The 22,479-nt window shown below is 57.0% G+C and carries 24 protein-coding genes; 13 read left to right on the top strand and 11 right to left on the bottom strand.

What is annotated here, in order from left to right; genetic code table 11:
* The first annotated feature begins 24 nt into the window (after positions 1-24).
* The 4 genes from bhcA to bhcD are packed head-to-tail and all read left to right on the top strand — an operon-like array spanning position 25 to position 4,368.
* Positions 25-1,215 (top strand): L-aspartate--glyoxylate aminotransferase BhcA, encoded by a 1,191-nt coding sequence (bhcA, locus tag DS906_RS09355; RefSeq protein ID WP_113789901.1) that lies wholly within the window; start codon positions 25-27, stop codon positions 1,213-1,215.
* An 11-nt stretch (positions 1,216-1,226) separates the two neighbouring features.
* Entirely contained in the window at positions 1,227-2,198 is a 972-nt protein-coding gene (bhcB, locus tag DS906_RS09350) for a beta-hydroxyaspartate dehydratase BhcB (RefSeq protein ID WP_113790038.1), read from the top strand.
* A gap of 11 nt (positions 2,199-2,209) precedes the next feature.
* Positions 2,210-3,373, top strand: a complete 1,164-nt coding sequence (bhcC, locus tag DS906_RS09345; protein ID WP_113789900.1) for a 3-hydroxy-D-aspartate aldolase BhcC — start codon at positions 2,210-2,212, stop codon at positions 3,371-3,373.
* Between the two features lie 11 nt (positions 3,374-3,384).
* On the top strand, positions 3,385-4,368 hold the full coding sequence (bhcD, locus tag DS906_RS09340; protein ID WP_113790037.1) for an iminosuccinate reductase BhcD: 984 nt from the start codon (positions 3,385-3,387) through the stop codon (positions 4,366-4,368).
* Positions 4,369-4,423: 55 nt separating this feature from the next.
* On the opposite strand, the gene DS906_RS09335 is transcribed toward bhcD, so the two are convergent.
* Entirely contained in the window at positions 4,424-5,209 is a 786-nt protein-coding gene (locus tag DS906_RS09335) for an inositol monophosphatase family protein (RefSeq protein WP_058275936.1), read from the bottom strand.
* A 96-nt stretch (positions 5,210-5,305) separates the two neighbouring features.
* Positions 5,306-6,211, bottom strand: coding sequence for a LysR family transcriptional regulator (locus DS906_RS09330; protein WP_113789899.1), 906 nt, complete (start codon positions 6,209-6,211; stop codon positions 5,306-5,308).
* A 94-nt stretch (positions 6,212-6,305) separates the two neighbouring features.
* Between DS906_RS09330 and metF the strand changes: the two genes are divergently transcribed.
* On the top strand, positions 6,306-7,172 hold the full coding sequence (gene metF / locus DS906_RS09325; RefSeq protein ID WP_113789898.1) for a methylenetetrahydrofolate reductase [NAD(P)H]: 867 nt from the start codon (positions 6,306-6,308) through the stop codon (positions 7,170-7,172).
* 177 nt (positions 7,173-7,349) lie between these two features.
* Complete coding sequence (locus DS906_RS09320) at positions 7,350-8,000, top strand: J domain-containing protein (RefSeq protein WP_113789897.1); 651 nt, start codon at positions 7,350-7,352, stop codon at positions 7,998-8,000.
* Positions 8,001-8,050: 50 nt separating this feature from the next.
* Here DS906_RS09320 and DS906_RS09315 read toward each other — a convergent pair whose 3' ends face one another.
* Positions 8,051-8,569, bottom strand: a complete 519-nt coding sequence (locus DS906_RS09315) for a YHS domain-containing (seleno)protein (protein ID WP_113789896.1) — start codon at positions 8,567-8,569, stop codon at positions 8,051-8,053.
* A gap of 250 nt (positions 8,570-8,819) precedes the next feature.
* On the opposite strand from DS906_RS09315, the gene yghU reads away from it, so the two are divergent.
* Complete coding sequence (yghU, locus tag DS906_RS09310; RefSeq protein ID WP_113789895.1) at positions 8,820-9,698, top strand: glutathione-dependent disulfide-bond oxidoreductase; 879 nt, start codon at positions 8,820-8,822, stop codon at positions 9,696-9,698.
* 41 nt (positions 9,699-9,739) lie between these two features.
* On the opposite strand, the gene DS906_RS09305 is transcribed toward yghU, so the two are convergent.
* Together DS906_RS09305 and DS906_RS09300 are read right to left on the bottom strand one after the other, a co-directional pair.
* Positions 9,740-10,528, bottom strand: a complete 789-nt coding sequence (locus DS906_RS09305) for an SseB family protein (RefSeq protein WP_113789894.1) — start codon at positions 10,526-10,528, stop codon at positions 9,740-9,742.
* Entirely contained in the window at positions 10,521-11,108 is a 588-nt protein-coding gene (locus tag DS906_RS09300) for a uracil-DNA glycosylase family protein (RefSeq protein WP_113789893.1), read from the bottom strand. Before DS906_RS09300 ends, DS906_RS09305 begins: the two co-directional genes overlap by 8 nt.
* 230 nt (positions 11,109-11,338) lie before the next feature.
* On the opposite strand from DS906_RS09300, the gene DS906_RS09295 reads away from it, so the two are divergent.
* From DS906_RS09295 to DS906_RS09280, 4 genes are read left to right on the top strand one after another with little or no spacing between them, the layout of a single operon-like run.
* Positions 11,339-11,998 carry an ABC transporter ATP-binding protein gene (locus tag DS906_RS09295; RefSeq protein ID WP_113789892.1) on the top strand — a complete coding sequence of 220 codons (660 nt, stop codon included), beginning with the start codon at positions 11,339-11,341 and terminating at the stop codon, positions 11,996-11,998.
* On the top strand, positions 11,976-13,550 hold the full coding sequence (locus DS906_RS09290; protein ID WP_113789891.1) for a capsule biosynthesis protein: 1,575 nt from the start codon (positions 11,976-11,978) through the stop codon (positions 13,548-13,550). The genes DS906_RS09295 and DS906_RS09290 overlap by 23 nt, the downstream gene beginning before the upstream one ends.
* Before the next feature lie 5 nt (positions 13,551-13,555).
* The gene (gene kdsA, locus DS906_RS09285) at positions 13,556-14,389 is read left to right on the top strand and encodes a 3-deoxy-8-phosphooctulonate synthase (protein WP_113789890.1); all 834 of its coding nucleotides are present in this window, start codon (positions 13,556-13,558) and stop codon (positions 14,387-14,389) included.
* A gap of 14 nt (positions 14,390-14,403) precedes the next feature.
* A complete protein-coding gene (locus DS906_RS09280; RefSeq protein ID WP_113789889.1) occupies positions 14,404-15,900 on the top strand; it encodes a phosphomannomutase/phosphoglucomutase in 1,497 nt (498 codons plus the stop codon).
* 56 nt (positions 15,901-15,956) lie between these two features.
* Here the strand turns inward: DS906_RS09280 and DS906_RS09275 are convergent, their stop codons facing one another.
* A complete protein-coding gene (locus DS906_RS09275) occupies positions 15,957-17,906 on the bottom strand; it encodes an AsmA family protein (RefSeq protein ID WP_113789888.1) in 1,950 nt (649 codons plus the stop codon).
* A 94-nt stretch (positions 17,907-18,000) separates the two neighbouring features.
* On the opposite strand from DS906_RS09275, the gene rimO reads away from it, so the two are divergent.
* Positions 18,001-19,389 (top strand): 30S ribosomal protein S12 methylthiotransferase RimO, encoded by a 1,389-nt coding sequence (rimO, locus tag DS906_RS09270; protein WP_113789887.1) that lies wholly within the window; start codon positions 18,001-18,003, stop codon positions 19,387-19,389.
* Between the two features lie 610 nt (positions 19,390-19,999).
* On the opposite strand, the gene DS906_RS09260 is transcribed toward rimO, so the two are convergent.
* On the bottom strand, positions 20,000-20,188 hold the full coding sequence (locus DS906_RS09260) for a hypothetical protein (protein ID WP_113789885.1): 189 nt from the start codon (positions 20,186-20,188) through the stop codon (positions 20,000-20,002).
* 215 nt (positions 20,189-20,403) lie between these two features.
* Here DS906_RS09260 and DS906_RS09255 point away from each other — a divergent pair, with 215 nt between their 5' ends.
* Positions 20,404-20,646 (top strand): CDGSH iron-sulfur domain-containing protein, encoded by a 243-nt coding sequence (locus tag DS906_RS09255; protein ID WP_113789884.1) that lies wholly within the window; start codon positions 20,404-20,406, stop codon positions 20,644-20,646.
* Here DS906_RS09255 and DS906_RS09250 read toward each other — a convergent pair whose 3' ends face one another.
* The 4 genes from DS906_RS09250 to DS906_RS09235 form a co-directional block, all read right to left on the bottom strand.
* Entirely contained in the window at positions 20,647-20,907 is a 261-nt protein-coding gene (locus tag DS906_RS09250) for a DUF6455 family protein (RefSeq protein WP_113789883.1), read from the bottom strand.
* A 67-nt stretch (positions 20,908-20,974) separates the two neighbouring features.
* Positions 20,975-21,250, bottom strand: coding sequence for a DUF6455 family protein (locus DS906_RS09245; RefSeq protein WP_113789882.1), 276 nt, complete (start codon positions 21,248-21,250; stop codon positions 20,975-20,977).
* A gap of 68 nt (positions 21,251-21,318) precedes the next feature.
* Positions 21,319-21,687 carry a YigZ family protein gene (locus DS906_RS09240; protein WP_113789881.1) on the bottom strand — a complete coding sequence of 123 codons (369 nt, stop codon included), beginning with the start codon at positions 21,685-21,687 and terminating at the stop codon, positions 21,319-21,321.
* Positions 21,684-22,391, bottom strand: a complete 708-nt coding sequence (locus DS906_RS09235; protein ID WP_113789880.1) for a M48 family metallopeptidase — start codon at positions 22,389-22,391, stop codon at positions 21,684-21,686. Before DS906_RS09235 ends, DS906_RS09240 begins: the two co-directional genes overlap by 4 nt.
* Positions 22,392-22,479: the final 88 nt, after the last annotated feature.

Here is a 22,479-nt window from a genome sequence, read left to right as displayed (position 1 = left end):
ACATTCAAAGCGGAGGAATTACAGATGTCCAACCAAAACCCGGTTTTCATACCCGGCCCAACCAACATTCCAGACCGGTTGCGTCTTGCCATGCAGGTCCAAACGCAGGATCACCGCGCGCCGGATTTTGTCGAAACCTTTGCACCTGTCCTTGAGGACACAAAAAAGGTGTTCGGTACCACGACCGGTCAGATCGTGACCTTCCCATCCAGTGGCACCGGCGGGTGGGAAGCAGCCGTTACCAACACACTTAACCCCGGCGACAAGGTTCTGGTTGCGCGCTATGGCGTGTTCAGCCATCGCTGGATCGACCTGTGCGAGCGTCATGGGCTGGACGTTCAGATCGTCGAATGCCCTTGGGGCACCGGCGCACCCGCTGATCAGTTTCAGGCCGCGTTGGCCGATGATACCGCGCATGAAATCCGCGCTGTTCTGGTGACCCACAACGAAACGGCCACCGGGGTGCGTTCGGACATCGCCGCGGTTCGCCAAGCGATGGATGCTGAAAACCATCCCGCGATGCTGTTTGTCGATTGCGTTAGTTCTCTGGCCTCGATGCCGTTCGACTTTGACGCTTGGGGCGTCGATATCGCTGTATCGGGGTCGCAAAAAGGGTTTATGCTGGCGACCGGCATGGCAATTCTGTGCGTCAGCCCAAAGGCACAGGACGCGATGAAGAGCGCCAAGCTGCCGCGTACCTTCTTTGACTTCGATGACATGATGGCGGCCAACGCATCGGGCGGGTTTCCCTATACTCCGCCGCTGCAACTGATCTACGGCATGCGCGAAAGCCTCAAGATGCTGTTCGAAGAAGGGCTTGAGAACGTTTATGCCCGGCATTTCCGACTGGCCGAAGGTGTGCGCCGCGCCGTTGACGCCTGGGGGCTGAAACTGGTCGCGCAATCGCCCGATCTGTATTCTGACACTGTCAGCGCGATCTACGTGCCCGACGGGTATGATAGCAACACACTCACTGACCACGCGTTCAACGCCTATGGCGTGTCCTTTGGTATTGGACTGGGTCAACTGAATGGTAAGGCGTTCCGCATCGGCCATCTGGGCAGTCTGACGGATGTGATGGTTCTGTCCGGCCTTAGCACAATCGAGATGGCGATGGCCGATCTGAACTATCCGATCACTTTGGGTAGCGGGGTCGCGGCGGCGCAGGATTACTATCGCACCGGCCCATCTGACCGCGCCCAGGCCGCAGCCTGAGGAGGATGGCAATGCTGGATCACATCCCCGCAGCCGATCTGACAATCGACGATATGCGCGCTGCGCATGAACGGATTAAACCCTTCATCCGGCGCACCCCGATCATGGTGTCGGACTACTTGAACGATCTGACCGGAGCGCAACTGTTCTTTAAATGCGAGAACTTTCAAGAGGCCGGTGCGTTCAAAGTACGCGGTGCGAGCAATGCGGTTTTCGGCCTGAGTGATGATATGGCGACCAAGGGTGTTTGCACACACTCCAGTGGCAACCACGCCTTGTCCCTGTCTTATGCCGCCGGACGGCGGGGTATTCCCTGTAACGTGGTGATGCCGCGCACTGCGCCGCAAGCCAAGAAGGACGCCGTGCGCCGTTATGGCGGGACGATCACGGAGTGCGAGCCGTCAACCTCATCCCGCGAGGCGACCTTTGCCGAAGTGCAGGCCAGAACAGGCGGAGAGTTCGTGCACCCATATAACGACCCGCGCGTCATTGCGGGTCAGGCCACCTGCTCGACCGAAATGTTGGAACAGACAGACGGAGTGGATGCGGTCATCGCCCCGATCGGAGGCGGAGGCATGGTCTCGGGCACGTGCCTGACGGTTTCGAACCTGGCCTCCGATACTGCGATCTATGCCGCCGAGCCAGAACAGGCGGACGACGCATATCGGTCCTTCAAAGCAGGCCACATCATCGCCGATGATGCGCCAAAAACGATAGCCGACGGACTACTGGTGCCGCTGAAAGAGAACACGTGGCACTTCGTGTCCCGAAACGTGACCGACATTTTCACCGCTTCTGATGCCGAAATCATCGAAGCGATGAAGCTGACGTGGAAATACCTGCGCGTCGTGATGGAGCCGTCATCGGCCGTGCCTCTGGCAACCATACTCAAGAACCCAGACGTATTCCGTGGCAAGCGCGTCGGCGTGATCATCACCGGCGGCAACGTAGATCTGGACAAACTGCCCTGGCTGAAAGGGTAAGGAGGAACGACATGAACAAACCTGTAAACATCAAAGAGCTGGAAGTCGGGTTCGACATCCCCGCCGCCATCGGCATGGATGAAAGCGAAATCCAGACCCCTTGCCTGATCCTGGACCTCGATGCGCTGGAGTGGAACATCAAGAAGATGGGCGATTATGCGAAGGCCCACGGTATGCGCCACCGCGTGCACGGCAAGATGCACAAGTCCGTCGACGTCGCCAAGCTACAAGAACAGCTCGGCGGTGCGGTTGGCGTCTGCTGTCAAAAGGTATCTGAGGCTGAGGTATTCGCGCGGGGCGGCATCAAGGATGTCCTCGTGTCGAACCAGGTCCGCGACCCGGCCAAGATCGACCGGTTGGCGCAGCTGCCAAAATTGGGCGCGCGCACTATTGTGTGCGTAGACGATATCGACAATGTCGCCGACCTGTCGAAAGCCGCTGTCGATCACGGCACAGAACTTGAAGTCTTTGTGGAAATAGACTGCGGCGCAGGCCGGTGCGGCGTGACCTCGACCCAAGCCGTTGTCGATATCGCGAAGGCAGTCAACGCAGCGCCCAACCTGAAATTTACCGGCATTCAGGCCTATCAGGGCGCAATGCAGCACCTCGACACCTATGAGGCGCGCAAAGAGAAGCTCGATACAGCCATCGCCATGGTCAAAGACGCGGTTGACGGTTTGAAGGCCGAAGGCATCGACTGCGAACTGGTTTCGGGTGGTGGCACAGGATCGTACTACTTCGAGAGCAATTCAGGCGTTTACAACGAGCTGCAGTGCGGATCCTACGCTTTCATGGATGCGGATTATGGGCGCATTCTGGACGAGAACGGCAAGCGGATCGATCAGGGTGAATGGGAAAACGCGCTGTTCATTCTGACCAGCGTGATGAGCCATGCCAAGACTGACAAGGCCATCTGCGACGCCGGCCTCAAGGCGCAATCGGTCGATAGCGGCCTGCCCTTCATCTTTGGGCGCGACGATGTGGAATACCTCAAATGTTCGGACGAGCACGGTGTCATTGGCGACCCCGACGGCGTTTTGAAGGTGAACGACAAGCTGCGGCTTGTGCCCGGCCACTGTGATCCCACCTGCAACGTCCACGATTGGTATGTCGGCGTACGCGGCGGCAAGGTTGAGGCTCTGTGGCCCGTGTCGGCCCGCGGAAAGGCTTATTGATGAGGGATGCTATGACCACTCAAGATAGCCTGCTGATAGTAGGCGAAGACCTGTGCGAACAGCTGGTGGGCCGCCAACAGGCCTTTGATGCGGTGCAATCCGTGTTTGGTGCGATGGCCAGCGGTGGAGCACGGAACTTTCCGGTTGTTCGCGAGGCGCTGGGTTATGCCGATGCACTGTATGGGTTCAAATCCGGGTTCGACCGGGATGGTCAGGTACTTGGGGTGAAGTCCGGCGGCTATTGGCCGGGCAATGCCGAACAGGGACTAACCAATCACCAATCCACGGTGTTTCTGTTCGATCCCGACACGGGGCGGCTTTCGGCATTGGTGGGTGGCAACTACCTAACGGCCGTGCGAACAGCGGCTTCATCAGCGGTTTCCATCGCACATCTTGCCCGAAAAGACGCCAAAGTGCTGGGCATGGTTGGCGCCGGACATCAATCGGCCTTCCAGCTACGCGCCGCCACGGAACAGCGGGACTTTGAAAAAGTTGTCGCCTGGAACCCGCATCCCGACATGCTTCCCCGTTTGGCGGCTGTCGCCGAAGAAATCGGACTGGAGTTTGAAGCCGTCAGTCAACAAGAGCTGGGTGCCCAATCGGATGTCATCATCACCATCACCTCGGCGTTCGAGCCGCTATTGATGAAAGACTGGATCAAACCCGGTACGCATCTGGCCTGTATGGGCACAGACACGAAAGGCAAGATGGAGGTCGATCCCGCGCTGGTCGCCTCGGCCACCGTTTTCACCGACGAGGTCGCCCAATCCGCGACGATTGGCGAGGCGCAGCACGCTATAGGAAACGGCACTTTGACCGAAACACAGATCACCCCAATTGGTGCGGTCATCAACGGCGATCATCCCGGGCGGAGCAACGAGGACGAGATCACCCTCTTCGACGGCACTGGCGTGGGGCTACAGGACCTCGCCGTGGCATCCGTCGCCGCGCGGTTGGCGGACGAAGCAGGTCTGGCGCAACGCGCTACCCTCTGAAAACAAAAAAGCGCGCCTCAATCGGGGCGCGCTTACGGAATTGCTATATGGCTGATTAGCCTCGGATCACCTTGGAAAACTGGTCGAAAATCGGCTCGTTCGAACAGATCACTTCACCGTCTTCCAAAACGTTGCCTTCAGGGTTTAGCGCCTGAACAAATCCGCCCGCTTCTTGGACGATGATAATCCCGGCGGCCACATCCCAGGAATTCAGGCGACGCTCCCAAAAGCCTTCGTAACGCCCCGCTGCCACATAAGCCATGTCCAGCGCGGCGGCACCCCAACGGCGCACACCGGCACAAGCAGGCATCAGACGCGCCAGATCCTGCAGGGTCGCAGGCAGGTCCGAACGGCCACCAAAAGGCAGGCCGGTCGAGAAAATCGACTCGATCATCCGATGACGGCCCGACACGCGGATACGCATGTCGTTCATCCAAGCGCCCTCGCCTTTCTCGGCAAAGAACATCTCATCCTTGGCGGCGTCATAGATTACGCCAGCCACGATCTTACCCTTGTGTTCCAACGCAATTGAGATCGCCCAGTGCGGCAGGCCGTGCAAGAAGTTCGTGGTGCCGTCCAGCGGGTCGACGATCCAGCGGCGGGTCGGGTCTTCGCCCTCGATCACGCCACCCTCTTCGGCCAGCCAGCCGTAGGTCGGACGCGCGCCCAGCAGTTCCTCTTTCAGGATCGCCTCGGCAGCAATGTCAGCTTTGGACACAAAGTCGCCTGCGCCTTTCATCGAAACCTGAAGGTTCTCGACTTCACGGAAATCCTTGACCAAAGAACGCCCCGCCTTACGCGCGGCTTTGATCATGATGTTGAGGTTTGCACTGCCAACCATTGTCCAAAGGCTCCTGTCCGGTCAAACCGCGCGTATACTGATGCAAAGCTCCCTTGCCAAGAGGAATGATGCGCATACCAGATCCGCGTTTTTTGCCTATTGCGCTTGCAGCTTGCGCGCTTCGGTTTCGGCCAGCTGAATCAGCTCTTGCACGAAAGGTTTTTTCAGATCCTCGCTGCGCACTGCCGCGTAAAGCCTGCGGGTGATGCCGTCCTTGGTCAGGGGGCGGGTGACGTAGTCGGAATTGTACTTCACTTCGCGCACAACCCAGTCAGGCAGCACCGAAACACCGCGGTTCGACGCGACAAGCAAAAGGATCACTGCAGTCAATTCAACCTGCCGGATCGCGGCCGGTTCGACCCGCGCGGGTATCAGCAACTGGCTGAACACATCTAGCCGGGTGCGCTCCACCGGATAGGTAATCAGTGTCTGACCACGGAAATCCTCGGCCTCGATGAAGTCCTTCTGAGCCAAAGGGTGGGATGATGCAGCGACAAAAACGGCGTCATAATCAAACAGTTCAATGAACTCGATGCCGGGCAGGTCTTCTGGGTCGGACGAAACGACCAGATCCACCTCTTCTTTTTGCAGTGCTGGCAGGGCGTCAAATGCCAAACCCGGGCGGATATCGACATCCACATCACCCCAGGATTTCCGGAAAGATTCAAGCACCGGGAACAGCCATTCGAAACAGGCGTGACATTCGATCGCGATATGCATCCGCCCCGTGCGCCCATCCCGAAGCGACGTGAATTCCTGTTGTGTGGCCTGCACTTGCGGCAATATCTGTTCGGCCAACCGTAGCAGCCGCAGCCCGGCCGCCGACAGTTTCATCGGCTTGGACCGGCGCAGGAACAATTCAACCCCCGCCTGTTCCTCTAACCCTTTGATCTGATGGCTCAGCGCGGATTGGGTGATGTTCAGTTGATCCGCCGCACGGGCAAGCCCACCGCATTCGTGGATCGCCTTGATCGTGCGCAGGTGGCGGAATTCAATGTGCATTACAGTGATACTCATGTTGTTCTTGAATAATATGAGTTTGTCTCACATTGCCCAAACTGGCACAAGGTCCTTGTACCAATCAAATGAGGCCGTGATGACCAAGCCAGAAATTTCATTCGAGTTCTTTCCGCCCAAGACGCTCGAAGCCTCGTTTCGTCTTTGGGACACGGTCCAGACTCTGGCCCCGTTAGAGCCGCGCTTTGTCTCAGTCACTTATGGTGCGGGTGGCACAACGCGGGAACTGACACGCGATGCGGTGGCGACCCTGCACAAATCGTCAGGCTTACCAGTTGCCGCGCATTTGACATGTGTTGATGCCTCGCGCCAGGAAACGCTGGAAATTGCGGATACCTTCGCGCGGGCAGGTGTTCAGGACATCGTGGCACTGCGCGGCGATCCGCCTGCTGGTCAGAACCGGTTCCAACCGCACCCCGACGGTTTTGCCAACTCGGTTGAACTGATCTCGGCCCTGGCTGAGACCGAGATGTTCAACATTCGCGTCGGTGCTTACCCTGACATTCACCCCGAGGCACAAAACGCCCGCACCGATATTGATTGGCTCAAAGCCAAACTGGATGCAGGCGCAGATGAGGCCCTGACCCAGTTCTTTTTTGAGGCCGAGACGTTTTTTCGGTTCCGGGACGCCTGCGAAAAAGCAGGCATCGACAAGCCTATTGTGCCCGGCATTCTGCCGATCGAGAACTGGAAGGGCGCACGCAATTTCGCCAAACGATGCGGCACGCGCATTCCCCAATGGGTCGAGCAGGCGTTTGAAAAGGCCGTGCGCGATGACCGTGAGGATTTGCTGGCCACTGCATTGTGTACCGAGTTGTGCTCGGACCTGATCGACGGGGGCGTGGACAAGCTGCATTTCTACACGTTGAACCGGCCGGAATTGACGCGTGACGTGTGCTTTGCCCTTGGCATCACGCCGAAGGCTGATCTGCAAAACGTAGCCTAACCGGGTCGGCCTAAAAGACAGTATTCCACTGCCAGGAAAGAAACTAAGAACAATTGCCGCGACGCGTTGCAATTGTTCCCGTAAGAACTTCAATTTTGCGTGAAATTTGACAAATTCACCGTCCTGCTCAAACTGAAGCAGTGACGTTTTTGTATTTTGTTATGAGTAAATTGGGTTATGGAAACTGTTGAGAAGATCAAAGCCCGCACAGAAGCACTGTATGCTTTGGGGTTGGATCAAAACGCCAGTTCGGACGACATCAGAAGCGCTTGGCGGGACATTGCGTTCCATGGTCATCCAGACCAGGCCGAGGGCGATAGTTCCGGATTTACCCGCGCTAAAGATGCATATGATTTTTTGCGCAAGGAAGGGCTGGCAGGAAAGGGTGTTGGGTCCGGAAAACCCCGACGTCCGAAACTGCGCCGTCGTATCCTTACACTGGAAACCGCCGACATCAACGCATGCCGCGCCCTGCTGAACACAGCGTTGCCGGACCGATCGGACGAGGTCGAAACGCCGGAGTCTGAGCTGATGTGCAAGTCGGACCATGTGCCCGATGCCGTCGGGTTCTTTGGACGCCATGTGACATTCTTTGTCTCAACGCCGGTCTATGAAGGTGCAAACCGCGTGGCATTGCCGACATCGGTTTTGGCAAGCTCACGCCAGACGGAAACCGAGGTGCTGAATTTCCAGTCCAACGACTCTGGCGGCGGCGAGGTTGTTGTGCCCGATGCCATTATCGCGCGTACGTTCCCCGGGGCCAAAAGCGTTCGAATCAGGTTTGATGCCAATCAGCAGATGCGGGACGAATTCTCGTTTGCGCATTGACAAAAAAGCCCGGCTGAAATGAGCCGGGCTTTGACTTGGTGAGTGGCCACTTATTTTGTAACCGGGCCGTCCGAGGTAAATTTCGGGATCACGCTGGAGGATGCGCCATCGGGTTCGATCCCCGGCCAGTTGCCTTCGGCGAGGTTGATATTGCCGGGCACATCTTCTTCCCAGAAACCGACGACGACATCGGTGATGTTCAGATAAAGCTTGTCATCGACGATGCGCCACAGATTCGGGTTCGCAGGGACTTTGCCGCCCTTCGACACACCATAAGCGCAATGTCCGTCATATTGCGGTGCGTAGAAGGCTGGGTTCTCCTGAAATTTGTCGCGGTTCTCTTCAGACGAGAATGCCCAAGTGGCACCATTGTATTCCGCGGTGATATCTGCACGACCGCGTACAGGTGCGGGCTGAGATTGACCAACCGCAACCTGATCCAGACCGCGGTAGGCGACGACATCGTAGCCGGATACGGCGAACCCGGTGCCGTCAATATACTGGTCACCAGCAAAAGCCGGAGCGGCAAGGGTCAGTGCCGCAGCTACAGTCAGGGCAAAACGTTTCATGGTGGTAAGTCCTTTTGTCCTCGGGGTTGTTGATCTGCCCGAACTTGCGGGTCTTAACATACAATAGGCGATTCAGATCCGTTGCGAAGTCCCCCTCGCGTCGCTGTGACGTTGAATGAGAATTCGTGAGATGTCGGGTAAGGATTGTTACAAAAACGCTGCGCTCTGGGGGGTTGGACTCGGTGCTTTGCAACATTAGCTGTTGTGATGGACGGACAATTCACCTGCACTTTGCAAAGAAAGGCAAGAAATGAGCGAGCAACCGACCTATACGCCCCCAAAGGTCTGGACATGGGACAGCCAGAATGGCGGTCAATTTGCCAACATCAATCGCCCAATCGCTGGCGCCACCCACGACAAGGATCTGCCGATTGGACGGCACCCGCTGCAGCTCTATTCGCTGGCCACGCCGAACGGCGTGAAAGTGACCGTGATGCTGGAGGAACTGCTGGCGCTGGGTCACGAAGGTGCCGAATACAACGCATGGCTGGTCAATATCGGCGACGGCGATCAGTTCAGCTCGGGCTTTGTCGGGGCCAACCCAAACTCGAAAATCCCCGCTCTTTGGGATCGCTCGGGCGACAAGCCGACACGCGTGTTCGAAAGCGCTTCGATCCTGTTTCATCTGGCCGAAAAGTTTGGCGCGTTTTTGCCCGCGTCCGGACCGGAGCGTGCGGAAGTCATGAACTGGGTCTTCTGGCAGATGGGCAGCGCGCCCTATCTGGGCGGTGGATTTGGCCATTTCTACGCCTATGCGCCGGAAAAGTTCGAATACCCAATTGACCGCTTTACGATGGAGACCAAGCGCCAGCTGGACGTTTTGGATCGTGAACTGGCCGACAAGACGTATATCGCGGGCGAGGACTACACCATCGCGGACATGGCGATTTGGCCCTGGTATGGCCAGCTGGTTCTGGGCCGCCTTTACAGCGCCGCGGAATTCCTGGACGTGGAATCCTACAAGAACGTCATGCGGTGGGCCAAGGCCATCGACGCACGCCCTGCCGTTCAGCGGGGCCGCATGGTCAACCGCCCGTTCGGTGAGCCTCATACCCAGCTGCACGAACGCCACGAGGCCAGCGATTTCGAAACCCGCACACAGGACAAACTGGAAGCAGCTGCGGAATAATCACAAAAGCCCCGCAGATCATTCGTTTGGGGGGCTTTTTCCTACTTCAGAATTGGCGGTTTATCCGGGTTGCTACCGGGTATCGTCTGCGTGACAACGCGCGCCTCTGGCTGTGGCAGGTCGAACCGCAAACCGACCCGCGCCAATGAGGCAGCAGCCTGATCGTGTGCACCGAAGAACCCGACATCCATTGCCCCCGCTTCAATCCCGGAAAACGTCAACGCCTCGGACGCGGCCTTGGCCAGTGCCGGCTTAGCCCCTTCGACCGCACCAATGAACCCAAGCAGGTGACCGGAACCGCCGCCATCGGACTTCGTTCCGACCAGATATGCAGCTTCGGCCAGCCCAACTGCGGTAGCCAGTTTCGCGTCCAGCGCGGTCAACAATTCGTCGGGCAGACCCGCAGGTGGCAAGAACTCTGCCAACCGTTGCTGAACCTCCTCTGGCCCATGCTGCAAGGTTTCCGCCAGCCATCCCAGCGCCTCGGACGGGATCAGCATAGAAGACGGCGCAACTTCGAGGTTGAGACCCAGCCCAATCCCCTGCCCCGCCAGCGTGGAGGACAACACCCGGCCCGACAACGCCACATAAGGAACAGGACGTTCGGCAAACCGCGCCAACCGGTCCTCTCGGTCAAAGGCCAGCACAAAGCGCCCATCGGCGACGTCGAACAACTCGGGTGAGATGTTTTCGCCCTTCGCCTCTTCTGTCAGCATCAGAAACAGCTCGCTGTCGGCAAGCCGTTCGAAGAACCGCAATCGCGCTGCATCATCGTTTGGGGCGGCAGTCATTGCGACGTAGGCAATGTCCAGGGCCGTGGTTTCAGTCATTCAGAACCTCTTGCACCCGTGCACGCAGAACCGGCAGAAGGTCGGTCTGAAACCACGGGTTTTTCTTCATCCATGCCGTATTCCGCCACGAGGGATGAGGCAAGGCAAAGACACGCGGCGCGAAGTCCCGCCAGTTGCGAACCGTTTCCGTCACCGAGCTGCGCACATGCAGGTGGTATTTATGAGCGTGCCCACCCACCAAAATAGTCAGGGGTATATCCCCCAGCGTTTGCATGACTTTGTTGTGCCAGGTTTTGCCGCACACAGGGGGCGGCGGCAAATCCGCCTTGCGCGCATCATAGCCTGGAAAACAAAAGGCCATTGGCACGATTGAAACCCGTGACCGGTCGTAGAACACGGCTTCATCCACCCCAAGCCAATCTCGCAAGCGATCTCCGGACGGATCGGTAAACGGCCGGCCCGATTCATGCACCCGTGCGCCAGGGGCCTGACCGGCAATCAAAATCGGCGTCCCGGGCCGAAACCAGACCACTGGGCGCGGCTGATGCGCGGTCTGTGTCGTGGCAAATCTTTCCGCGCAAATACGACAGGCTGAGATTTCTTTCTGTAGCGAATTCATCAGATGGCAAGGCTTCCTGCATCAAATTGGTTGACGGTCACCCTGAAAGATAGTCAACGCAGTCCGTGTGTCCAACTGATGGAAAAGTCACAATACCAACAGCACGCTTGCCGGTGCATTGATCATTGCCACCAAAACTCGACATAATATGGCCCATATAAAACGTAGGATAACAACCCGATTGTCGGCACATCCGGTACTATTAACAAGGTGCAAGCGGCAGGTCCTTAATGCTTGAGTTTGAAAATGTCAGTAAATCCTTCTGGACCGGGACACGCCGCAAGGTGATCCTGGACAGCGTCTCGTTCCGCGTGGAACTAGGCCGCTCGATTGGCATTCTTGCACCTAACGGAACCGGCAAGACCACGTTGATCAATATGATGGCGGGGCTGGAAAAGCCCGATGAAGGCGTGATTCGAAAGTCCTGCCGGGTGTCTTTTCCTATGGGCTTCACCGGAGGTGTCGCGGGCAATTTGTCCGCCCTGGAAAACGCGCGCTACGTCGCCAATATTTACGGGATGGACCCCGATTATGTCGAATCTTATTGCAAGTGGCTGTGTGGATTGGGAGAGTATTTCGACCAACCTCTGGCCACTTACTCCAGCGGTATGAAGGGGCGCTTTACGTTTGCGTTGATGTTGGCCCTGGATTTCGACATGTACCTGATTGACGAAGGGATGCCGGCGTCGACGGATGTCGAATTCAACAGGAAGGCCGGGGACATCCTTCGGGAAAAACTGCGGACGACGACGCTGGTGATCGTGTCACACAACCCCTCCGTGCTAGAAAAATTTGCGCAAGAGGCTGCCGTTTTGATGGATGGACAGCTTTACATGTTCGACACCTTGGAAGAGGCTAAGCAGCTATATGACTACCAAACCCAAGGCTAGCATCTACAACTGGCACCGCAAACGCCGCAACGCGGGAACAGAAGAAGACCGCGCTGACGCCATCTCGCGCATTCGCAAGGCGACGCAGCCACCCGCTGCGGCCAATGACTCGGAGTCCAATACCGAGATTGACGCAATCAAACGTGAGGGGCTGACCGGACGCCAATTGCGGATGGCACGCAGACTGGCGCAAAAGAACGGCCTAGACGCGACTTCGGACTATGATGCAGTGCGTTTGCTGCGCCAAAAGGGCATCGACCCGTTTCATCGTGCCAATTTGTTGGGGATGACGGATGAACCGACGCAGACCGAGGATCAGGCCAAGGACAAGGTCACGATTCATTTGCCGCAAACGGTCAGCGAAGGTGGAAGGACCCTACCCGGGCCCGAGATGACCCCCGCGCAGAGGCGCGAGTTTGAAATTGGCGAGATACAGAAAGATATCGCCCGCCGTCGCCGTCGCAAGCTGCTTGCATTGTTTGCCCGCCTGGCGGTTTTTGTCTTTCTGCCGACCTTTATTGTCGGTTTCTATTTCTACCGTGTGGCAACGCCCATGTATGCCAGTGACTCGGCCTTCTCAATCCTGCAGGCAGACGGGGGCGGCGCAGCTTTCGGTGGGCTTTTGGCGGGCACACAATTCGCCACCGCACAGGATTCTGTCGCCACCCAGGAATTTTTGGAGTCCAAGGACGCGCTGCTGAGGCTTGAGCGCGACATGGGCTATGCAGATATTTTCAAGCAAGACTGGATCGACCCCATTCAACGGCTTTCGCCGGACGCCACGCTGGAAGAGGCCTACAAGCTTTTCCGACGCATGATTACGATCGGATACGACCCGAGCGACGGCATCATCCGGATGGAAGTTGCGGCACCTGATCCCGAAATTTCAGTGGCCATTTCCGATCGTCTACTGTCCTACGCTGAAAAAAAATTGAACGGGCTTTCAGAACTCAAGCGCGAAGACCAGATGCGCGACGCGTTGGATGGTTTTGAAATGGCTCAGAAGGAGCGCAGGAATGCGCAGGAAGATCTGATCGAACTTCAGATTCAAGGCGCGCTGCTGGACCCGCAAAACGTCATCGCCAGCTTGCGTGGCCGCATCGACGCCCTGGAAACGCAGATTCAGGAAAAAGAGCTGCAGTTGGCCGCATTGCTGGACAACCGTCGTCCGAACCAAGCCAAGGTGGATGGTGCCCGCGCAGACATAGCGCGGCTTGAGGCTGTGTTGGAAGAACTCAGCGCGGAAATGCTGGATGTATCTGCAGGCGAAAACTCGCTTGCCCGGCTCAGTTTACGAATTCAGATGGCACAGGCCGATCTTGTTGCAAGGGACATGATGTTGCAGACAGCCATGCAGCAAATGGAAACCACACGGACAGAAGCAAATCGCAAAGTGCGCTATCTGACAGTGTCCGTGAGGCCGGTGCCAAGTCAGGAACCCACCTATCCGCGCAAGTTCGAAAATACGATTTTGGCTTTTCTGTTGTTTGCTGGTATCTACCTGTTGATCTCGCTTACCGCGTCGGTCCTTCGTGAACAGGTATCCTCGTAAGACACATGAAACATGTAAAAATCTCCGATCTCACGGTCGGCAATGATCTGCCTCTGACGATCATTGCTGGCCCCTGCCAGCTTGAAAGCGCGGATCATGCGCAGATGATCGCGGGCAAAATGAAAGAAGCCTGTGATGCCGCCGGTGCGCAGTACGTTTTTAAGGCCTCGTATGACAAGGCGAACCGCACCTCAATATCAGGTGTCCGTGGACCCGGAATTGCCAAAGGACTGGACATTCTGGATGGTGTAAAAAAACAAATTGGGGTGCCTGTCCTGACTGACGTACATACGCCAGAGCAATGCGCAGATGCGGCCAATGTTTGTGATGTTTTGCAGATTCCCGCGTTATTGTGCCGTCAAACCGACTTGGTGTTGGCTGCAGCCCAAACAGGCGCAGCGATCAATGTCAAAAAAGGGCAATTTCTGGCGCCATGGGATATGGCGAATATTGTCGCCAAGATCGAGAGTGTTGGTAACTCGAATATTCTGCTGACAGAACGTGGCACCTCGTTTGGGTACAACACCTTGGTGACAGATATGCGCTCGCTCCCGCAGATGGCGGCGACGGGCTATCCGGTTGTGATGGACGCAACCCACTCCGTTCAGCAGCCTGCAGGGCTTGGAGGTTCGACCGGCGGTCAGCGTGAATTTGCTCCGGTGATGGCGCGCGCAGCTGCCGCCATCGGCGTGGGTGCTGTGTTTATTGAAACACACGAAGACCCGGACAAGTCTCCGTCAGACGGACCCAACATGATCTATCTGGACCAAATGCCTCAATTGATTGACACTTTGATGCGCTTTGATGCATTGGCCAAAGCCAATCCTATACAGATTTGAGTAAGAGCAATAGCATGACCAAACCCATCCCAGAGGTGACCCCGAACACCTGGAGTTTTCTACGCGATCCGATGATCAAGCCGACCGGCTTTCGCGAATATGACGCACGCTGGAAATACCCCGAAGAGATCAATCTGCCCGGCATGACCGCGCTTGGCTTGGGTCTGGGCACACAGATGCGCAAACGTGGGATCGATCCGGTGATCGCGGTGGGAAATGACTATCGTGACTATTCGTTGGCGATCAAAAACGCGCTGATCCTGGGCCTGATGCAGGCCGGCATTCAGGTCAAGGACATTGGCCCCGCGCTTAGCCCGATGGCCTATTTTGCACAGTTCCATCTGGATGTGCCTGCCGTAGCCATGGTCACAGCCAGCCACAACCCGAACGGTTGGACCGGAGTGAAGATGGGCTTTGAACGCCCGCTGACTCACGGCCCCGATGAGATGTCGGAGTTACGTGACATTGTCCTGAACGGCGAAGGCGCCACCCACGACGGTGGGTCCTATGAATTCGTCGAGGGCGTGAAAGAGGCATACATTGACGATCTGGTCGGTGATTTCAAAATGTCCCGTCCCCTGAAAGTCGTATGCGCAACTGGAAACGGAACGGCTTCGGCCTTTGCGCCTGAGATTTTCGAGCGCATTGGCGTCGAAATGGTGCCCAGCCACACCCAATTGGACTATACTTTCCCCCACTATAACCCCAACCCCGAGGCTATGGAGATGTTGCACGACATGTCCGCCTCTGTGAAAGCCAGCGGTGCCGATCTGGCTCTGGGTTTTGACGGCGACGGCGATCGTTGCGGTGTTGTGGATGATGAGGGGGAAGAGATCTTCGCCGATAAGGTCGGCGTGATCATGGCCCGTGATCTGGCCAAATTGTATCCGAACTCGACCTTTGTGGCAGATGTGAAATCCACTGGTCTGTTTGCCAGCGACCCCGAACTGCAGGCCCTTGGTGTCAAAGCGGATTATTGGAAAACCGGCCACAGCCACATGAAGCGTCGGGTCAAAGAGATCAACGCGCTGGCCGGCTTTGAGAAGTCTGGTCACTACTTTCTGGCTGAACCGATCGGGCGCGGCTACGACTGCGGGATGCGGGTTGCCGTCGAAATCTGCAAGCTGATGGATCGCAATCCTGACCAAAGCATGTCGGACCTGCGCAAGGCGCTGCCCAAAACTTGGTCGACGCCGACCATGTCGCCCTATGCTGCCGATACCGAGAAGTATGACATTCTTCAGCGGTTAGTCGACAAGCTGGTCGCCAAGGCAGATGCCGGAGACACCTTTGCCGGTCGCGCGATCAAAGAGGTCGTCACTGTCAATGGCGCTCGTGTCATTCTGGACAATGGCAGTTGGGGTCTGGTTCGCGCATCCTCAAACACTCCGAACCTTGTCGTGGTCTGCGAAAGCAGCCAGAGCGAGGACGAAATGCGCGCAATCTTTGCCGATATCGACGCGGTCATTCGCACGGAACCTGGTGTGGGCGACTACGATCAGACCATCTAAGCGCTACTGCGTTTCGGGGCGCCTTCTGCCCCGAAACCTTTGCGTATTGGCGCTGATTAGTTACCGCCAAACAGCTTCAGCAGCCCCTTGTTAACTTCGTCTTCCAGTTTGTTCTTGATCGCGTCTTCGATCTGATCACTGTCCGTGATCGTCGTATTCAGCTCGTCCCCGACCTTGTCCAAGACTTTCTGCTTGGCCTCATCTTCAAGCTCTTTGGCCTTTCCTTCGGCGACAGCTTCGATGACTTTGGTCAGATCCGGCTTAATCGACGGGTTGCTCCATGGCCCGACGATTTTCACTGGCACTGCAGTGCCGTTGCCCGAATTCGCGCGCAGCGCAACAGGCGTGAAAAGATAGTCGATATCGCGGTTGCCGATTCCGACCCGACCGGAACCGTCGGCCCGAAAGTTATCCAGCGACATCAACAGGTCGTTGTTCCACAACACACCTTGATCCATGGTGAAGCTGGCGGACAGGCTGTTGAAAACGGTTGTGCCGCCCTCGCCCCCGCTGCGGCCCATCAGGCGGTCCAGATCAAACCCCGAGATCACGCCCTTGCCCACGTCCACACGCCCCTTGCCGCTAAGTGAACGCATGATCTGATCCTCGGTCTGCCCAATTCCCAGAAACTCAAACGACCCTGATCCGGTGCCGGACAACCGCTCGATCCCGCCAAGAGCGGACAGAGCTTGCTGTACGTCCATGCCATCCGCGGACAGATTACCGCCGACCGACAAACCGTTCCGGTTGTTGGCAACCACCTGCCCGTTCAGACGTCCTGAAAACAATGTGGCGGGGTTCATCTGCAGAACCGCCCTGGATCGATCAAGGTTAAGCGTCAGTTCGCTTGGTCCCAGCGTCAGCCCCGGTACGGCAATGGAATTGGCCTTGAGGCGGATTTTACCATTCGCCAAGGCCAGCGCAGACGCATCAATCGGGGTAGTCGACCACCCTTGGTCGGGCGATGGTGCCGACCGTCCGTCTGTGCCACCAGTCGCGCCGTTGAATTGAGTGAGATCTAGGTCATCGCCTTCCAGCCGCGCGGTAATCTGCGGCGGGTCCGAGATAACAATATCTGCCTCGCCAGTCAGGCGGTTGTTATCCAGCAATGCCACCAAGTTGCGCAGCGAAATCCGACCATCACTGGTATAGGTCATTTGCCCGGCCACATCGGCCTCGCGGCCCAGTCCCAATGGCACCCCAACACCGGCCTGTCCAAAAGCAGCCAGCATACGTTCCGTGTTCGTCGTTTTGGCCAGCAACCTGCCGTCCATTTCACCAGCCAGATTGACCCGCCCTACAAAACCGAACTCTCCCCCGGGCGCGGTCATGGTCAAATCCAACGGCGTTACCGCGCCGGATGCGTAAGCTGGCAGATCTTGAATCTTGAGGTCGACATCGACCGCACCCCCGGGCACCGCCATCTGAGCCTGTACCTGCAGAGGCGCTGAAACGTCCGGCCAACTAGCCGCCAGATCAACATTAGTAAAATCGAATTTAGTTGCGCCATTCTCGATATAGACCAAGCGCGCGTTCGTCAGCTTCAGATGATCCAGCGTCACCTCGCCCTGCTGCCCTTGCGGTGCCGCGCCACTTGCGGCGCCTGCCGAGGCAGTGCTTGAGGGTGCCGAAAGTTCCCAATTCCCACGCCCATCCGAAAGTTCCAACCGCAGAACCGGATAATCGGCGATCACCCGTTTGATGCGCAGGTCCCCGGAGATCAGCGCGGCAGCATCAACCCCCACGGCCAGACTTTCGGCGCTTAGCATTGGTTCAGGACCGGCCCATTGTGCATTCCCAAAAGTCACCGGACCGGTTTCCAGCCCCAGCACGGGCCAGAAAGACAGGTTCACATCACCCGTAAGTTTCAGGTCGCGCCCGGTTTGGGTGCGGACCTGCTCGGCCAATATGGTGGCCAGCTTGTCGCCGGGCATCAGCAGCAAGGCCCCAATGACCAAGCCAAAAACCGCCACCAACAGGAAAACTATGCGCAACAGCCACTTCATATTCTGCTCTCCGCCTTTTTCATGCGTTAAAAAAGATCATCCAAAGCCTGCGCCGCATTTGCAAGGGGAAGCGTTCCCCACTATATGCCGCGCAATGACAACGAACCCGCCCAACCTCCGCCCCGACCTGGCGCCCGCCGCCCGGATGCCCGAGACGCCACGTTCGAACCAGCCAACAATTGGCATGGTTTCCTTGGGCTGCCCCAAAGCCCTGGTCGACAGTGAGCGCATTCTGACGCGCCTGCGTGCCGAAGGATACGGCATCTCGCCCGACTATTCAGGCGCGGATGCCGTGATCGTGAATACCTGCGGGTTTCTTGACAGTGCCAAGGCCGAGTCGCTGGACGCAATTGGTGAGGCGCTGGTGGAGAATGGCAAAGTCATCGTGACCGGCTGTCTGGGTGCGGAACCGGATTACATCCGAGAACATCACCCGCGCATCATGGCTGTCACTGGCCCGCATCAATACGAACAGGTGCTGGATGCGGTGCATTCGGCCGTGCCGCCTGATCCTGACCCGTTTGTGGACCTGCTGCCCGCCGCAAGCGTGCAGTTGACCCCCCGCCATTACAGTTATCTCAAGATTTCCGAGGGCTGTAACCACAAATGCAAGTTCTGCATCATCCCCGACATGCGCGGCAAGCTGGCGAGCCGCCCAGCCCACGCGGTGCTGCGCGAAGCTGAAAAGCTGGTCGACAATGGCGTGCGTGAATTGCTGGTGATCTCGCAGGATACATCCGCCTATGGGTTGGATCGGAAGTATGACGTGAACCCGTGGAAGGACCGCGAGGTGCGCAGCCACATCACCGATCTGGCGCGTGAGCTGGGGCAGTTAGATGCCTGGGTTCGGCTCCATTACGTCTACCCCTACCCGCATGTGCGCGAGTTGATCCCCCATATGGCCGACGCCGGATGCAACATCCTGCCCTATCTGGATATTCCGTTCCAGCATGCCCATCCGGACGTTCTGAAACGCATGGCGCGCCCGGCAGCGGCAGCCAAAACTCTGGACGAGATCGCCGCATGGCGCGCAACCTGCCCCGACATAACCCTGCGGTCTACTTTTATCGTTGGTTATCCGGGTGAGACTGAGGCCGAGTTCCAGACCCTTCTGGATTGGATGGACGAGGCCCAGCTGGATCGTGTCGGCTGTTTTCAATACGAAAATGTCGATGGCGCGCGATCAAACGACCTGCCGGATCACGTACCGGCCGAGGTAAAGCAAGAGCGTTGGGACAGGTTCATGGAAAAAGCTCAGGCCATCTCCGAGGCTAAGCTGGCCGCCAAGGTGGGCCAGACCATGGACGTGATCGTGGACGAGGTTGATGACGAAGCCGCCACGTGCCGCACCAAGGCAGACGCACCCGAGATCGACGGGAATCTGTTCATCGATGAGGGTTTCGATGACCTGAAGCCTGGTGACATCGTGTCGGTCGAGATCGATGAGGCCGGCGAATACGATTTATGGGGCAAACGCACTTGACCCCAATGTGCCCGTTCACCCTCGATAGGCAGAGCGTGATTTAAGTTTATTGGCTTGAGACGGGATTTTCCCGGAACATAAATGGAAACCTCAACTCGCTAGAAGGAGGGTTTTCATGTCGTACCTTAGTGCAATCTCTTTTAATTGCATGGCCGCGATACTTGCGTCCCAACTTTTTGCCGTCCCGGCGACCGCAGGCAACATCACTGTTGGAACGGGCGGCCAAGTTGTTGTTGGGTCAAAATCGCAGCATGTTCATAACCGCAATAATATCCGCATTCACCGGCACTATTATTCTCCGAAAGTCTACACGCGCAAGGTCTACCAAGCAAAACCGGTTCCTAAGAACGCGCCCTACGTTCAGCAAAAGCTAAAAAACAAATCCTATCGCTACCTTTATGCACCACGGTACGGGTCAAAGCGTCAACACTATCACCGCAAGTCATTTGGACAGGGATATTGACGGCTAACGAGGCGATGATTGCCCATTATCCACGCATTCTGATCCGAGCCCGCGTCGGCATAAAGCGGACATAAAAAAACCGCCCAACAAGGGCGGTCGACTGTGTTGAGTAAGCGGGCGGCCAAAACAGGACCGCCCGCGGAATTCTTATTGAGCGACCGGGTTACAGATGGTCTGTCCCGCTTCGGTTGTGGCCAGGTCGGTTCCAGCCGGGCAGCTCGGTGTGCCGAACTTGTCGTATTCAGGCGTGATGTAAACCGGCGTCGGCTCTTCCTGCTGCGAGCATGCAGCCAGAACCAGGGCAATTGCGCTAACGGCAGCAAATTTAAGTTTCATGTCCGTCAATCCTCTAAAAATTTTCTCATATTGCCCTATTATCTGGGGCCAGTCTCAAAATACGACCTCGTTGATATTATTGCAACAAAATCAATCACAGTTTTGTGAGAGCGGCAAAACCATGCTGCTTGCCTAAAGAAACATAAGCGCTCTACACGCCCCGCACGAAGGCCCTATAGTTGTTTCACGACATTAGCCAAAAGCGGAGCAGCCACATGTCAGATCAGCCGAAACCTGCCCAAAAAGCCCCCTACCCGGTCGACGTGACCGAAGGGAAAACCTACTTCTGGTGTGCTTGTGGCAAGTCAGAACGCCAGCCCTTCTGTGATGGTTCACACAAGGGAACCCAGTATGAGCCGGTGAAGTTTACTGCCGAGACCAGCAAGAAGGTGTTCTTTTGCGGGTGCAAACAAACGGCCAATCCGCCCCTGTGCGACGGTTCGCATTCCAAGCTCTGACTAAGTCTTCAAAGCGTTCAGCGTTTCCCCATTCGCGCAGAACTCAGGGGCCGAATTGGCTTTGACCTGTTGTTTCGACAACCACTTTTCGCATTGATCGCTGCACCCAGAGGCACGACAGCGCGTCACGATTTCTGCATAACCATTGGTGGTCAACCTCCCCTCGGCCATCGCTTCGGCCAACGAAACATCCATACATCTGGCCACCGACCGGGTTAGCCAAAAGTGTTTCTCCACGTCGCCCAGAATATCTCGGGTCATTGGCAGATCTGCCTTTTTTTTGCTCGAATCGCCGTCAAACGCGGCGATGGCGGGGCATTATTTTTTCCTAGCCGTCGTGTTTGCTTTCCGACAGCGAAGTGAGACGGTCAAACAGGGCCGTGTTCCTGCAGTATTCCGGCGTTTTCTGGTCTTGGGCAGATTGTGCTAGAAATTGCGCGCAATGATCTGGGTTCGAACAATCTCTGCAACGCAGGACCGCATCAGAGATCTGGTCAATCGAGACGTCGCCGCCTATGGCCGAATCTTCCAGATCTACCCCGACGTGGGTTGCCATCTGGTCTACCAGTTCCGCATGTCGTTTCAGAGTATTTTTGCCAAGCATTGCGCTGTCTCCCTGTCGCACAGTTCTGACAGGATAGCGCAGCGGCCCGAACAGGCATTTGACTCAGGTCAAGACCCGGCGCCGATATGGTCTAGATAGGCGCGGGTGGCGTCCTGCACCCTGCGAAAGCGGTCACCGCCCAGTTTTTTGCCCCCGTACCAGCGGGTGACAATGATGACGTGGCCCTCCAGTCCAGCCCTTTCGAGCATGCGCAGGATGACCATTCCGGCACCGCTTTCTCCGTCGTCGGCCTTGAGAGCCCCTGTCGGCAAGATCGCCGCCCAGGTATTATGCGTCGCCTTGGCATAGGCTTTGTCGGACTTGAGGTCTTGCAGCACGGCATCCACGTCTTCGCGCGTTTGCACCGCAGACCCAGACACCGCGTATTTTGATCCGCGATCCGTCAGGATTACGCCCAGCCGTATCGTGGAGCTCATTGCGTCAGTCCAAGCTGTCGCGCGGTGTTCCTGACCATCTTAACGCGTTGTGCATTGGGGGGGTGTGTGCCTAGGAACTGATCGCCCGGGTCGGGAATGCGTTCAAAGTATTTTGCGCCGATCAACGGGTTATAGCCTGCGTTAAAAGTAATGATTGTACCCAACTGGTCGGCCTCCAGTTCGAAGTCTTTGATATAGACCTGCGCCCCGACCTCTGCCCCCAATTTCTGTGCCTCTTCAATACCCTCACCGTCCGCGCCACCCAACCGTGCCAGTTCACCGAAGATGGCAGCGCTGTCCTGTGCGTTCTTGGACTGTCTCGGAATGTGCCGCAGGATGTGATGCGCTGCTTCGTGCCCCATCACAAAAGCCAGCTCATCTGCGTTGTCCGCGGACTCGATCAACGCTCGGGTAAAAATGATGACCGGCTGTTTCTTGTTGTCCAGCGTTTGAAAGGCATTGGCCTGAGCATTCGGGTTCAGATCAACCAAAGTCGTAAATTCGCAATTTGTCACGTTTGACCGCCGCAGACATTCCTTGCGCGCCTGTTCCCCAACCTGCCTACTGACCTGCTGGAACATTTCGGCTTCGGCCTTAAACTCCTGGACCTCCTGCGCCCATTCGGCAGCGGTTTGAACACGAAATGAATTGGCGCTGCACGCCGCCAGCAACAAGGAAAGAAACAAACAGATCAGACGGCGCATTCATAATCCTTTGAAACGGTTGGCCCGTTTTCACGACCATAACGCGGAGCTGCGGCGATCACCACAGGCCGATTGGCACGGTACGGGT

Source organism: Ruegeria sp. A3M17 (assembly GCF_003318255.1).
Taxonomy (GTDB): domain Bacteria; phylum Pseudomonadota; class Alphaproteobacteria; order Rhodobacterales; family Rhodobacteraceae; genus Ruegeria.
Note: the sequence above shows the minus strand (reverse complement) of the source record. Positions and strands in the feature narration are given on the sequence as shown.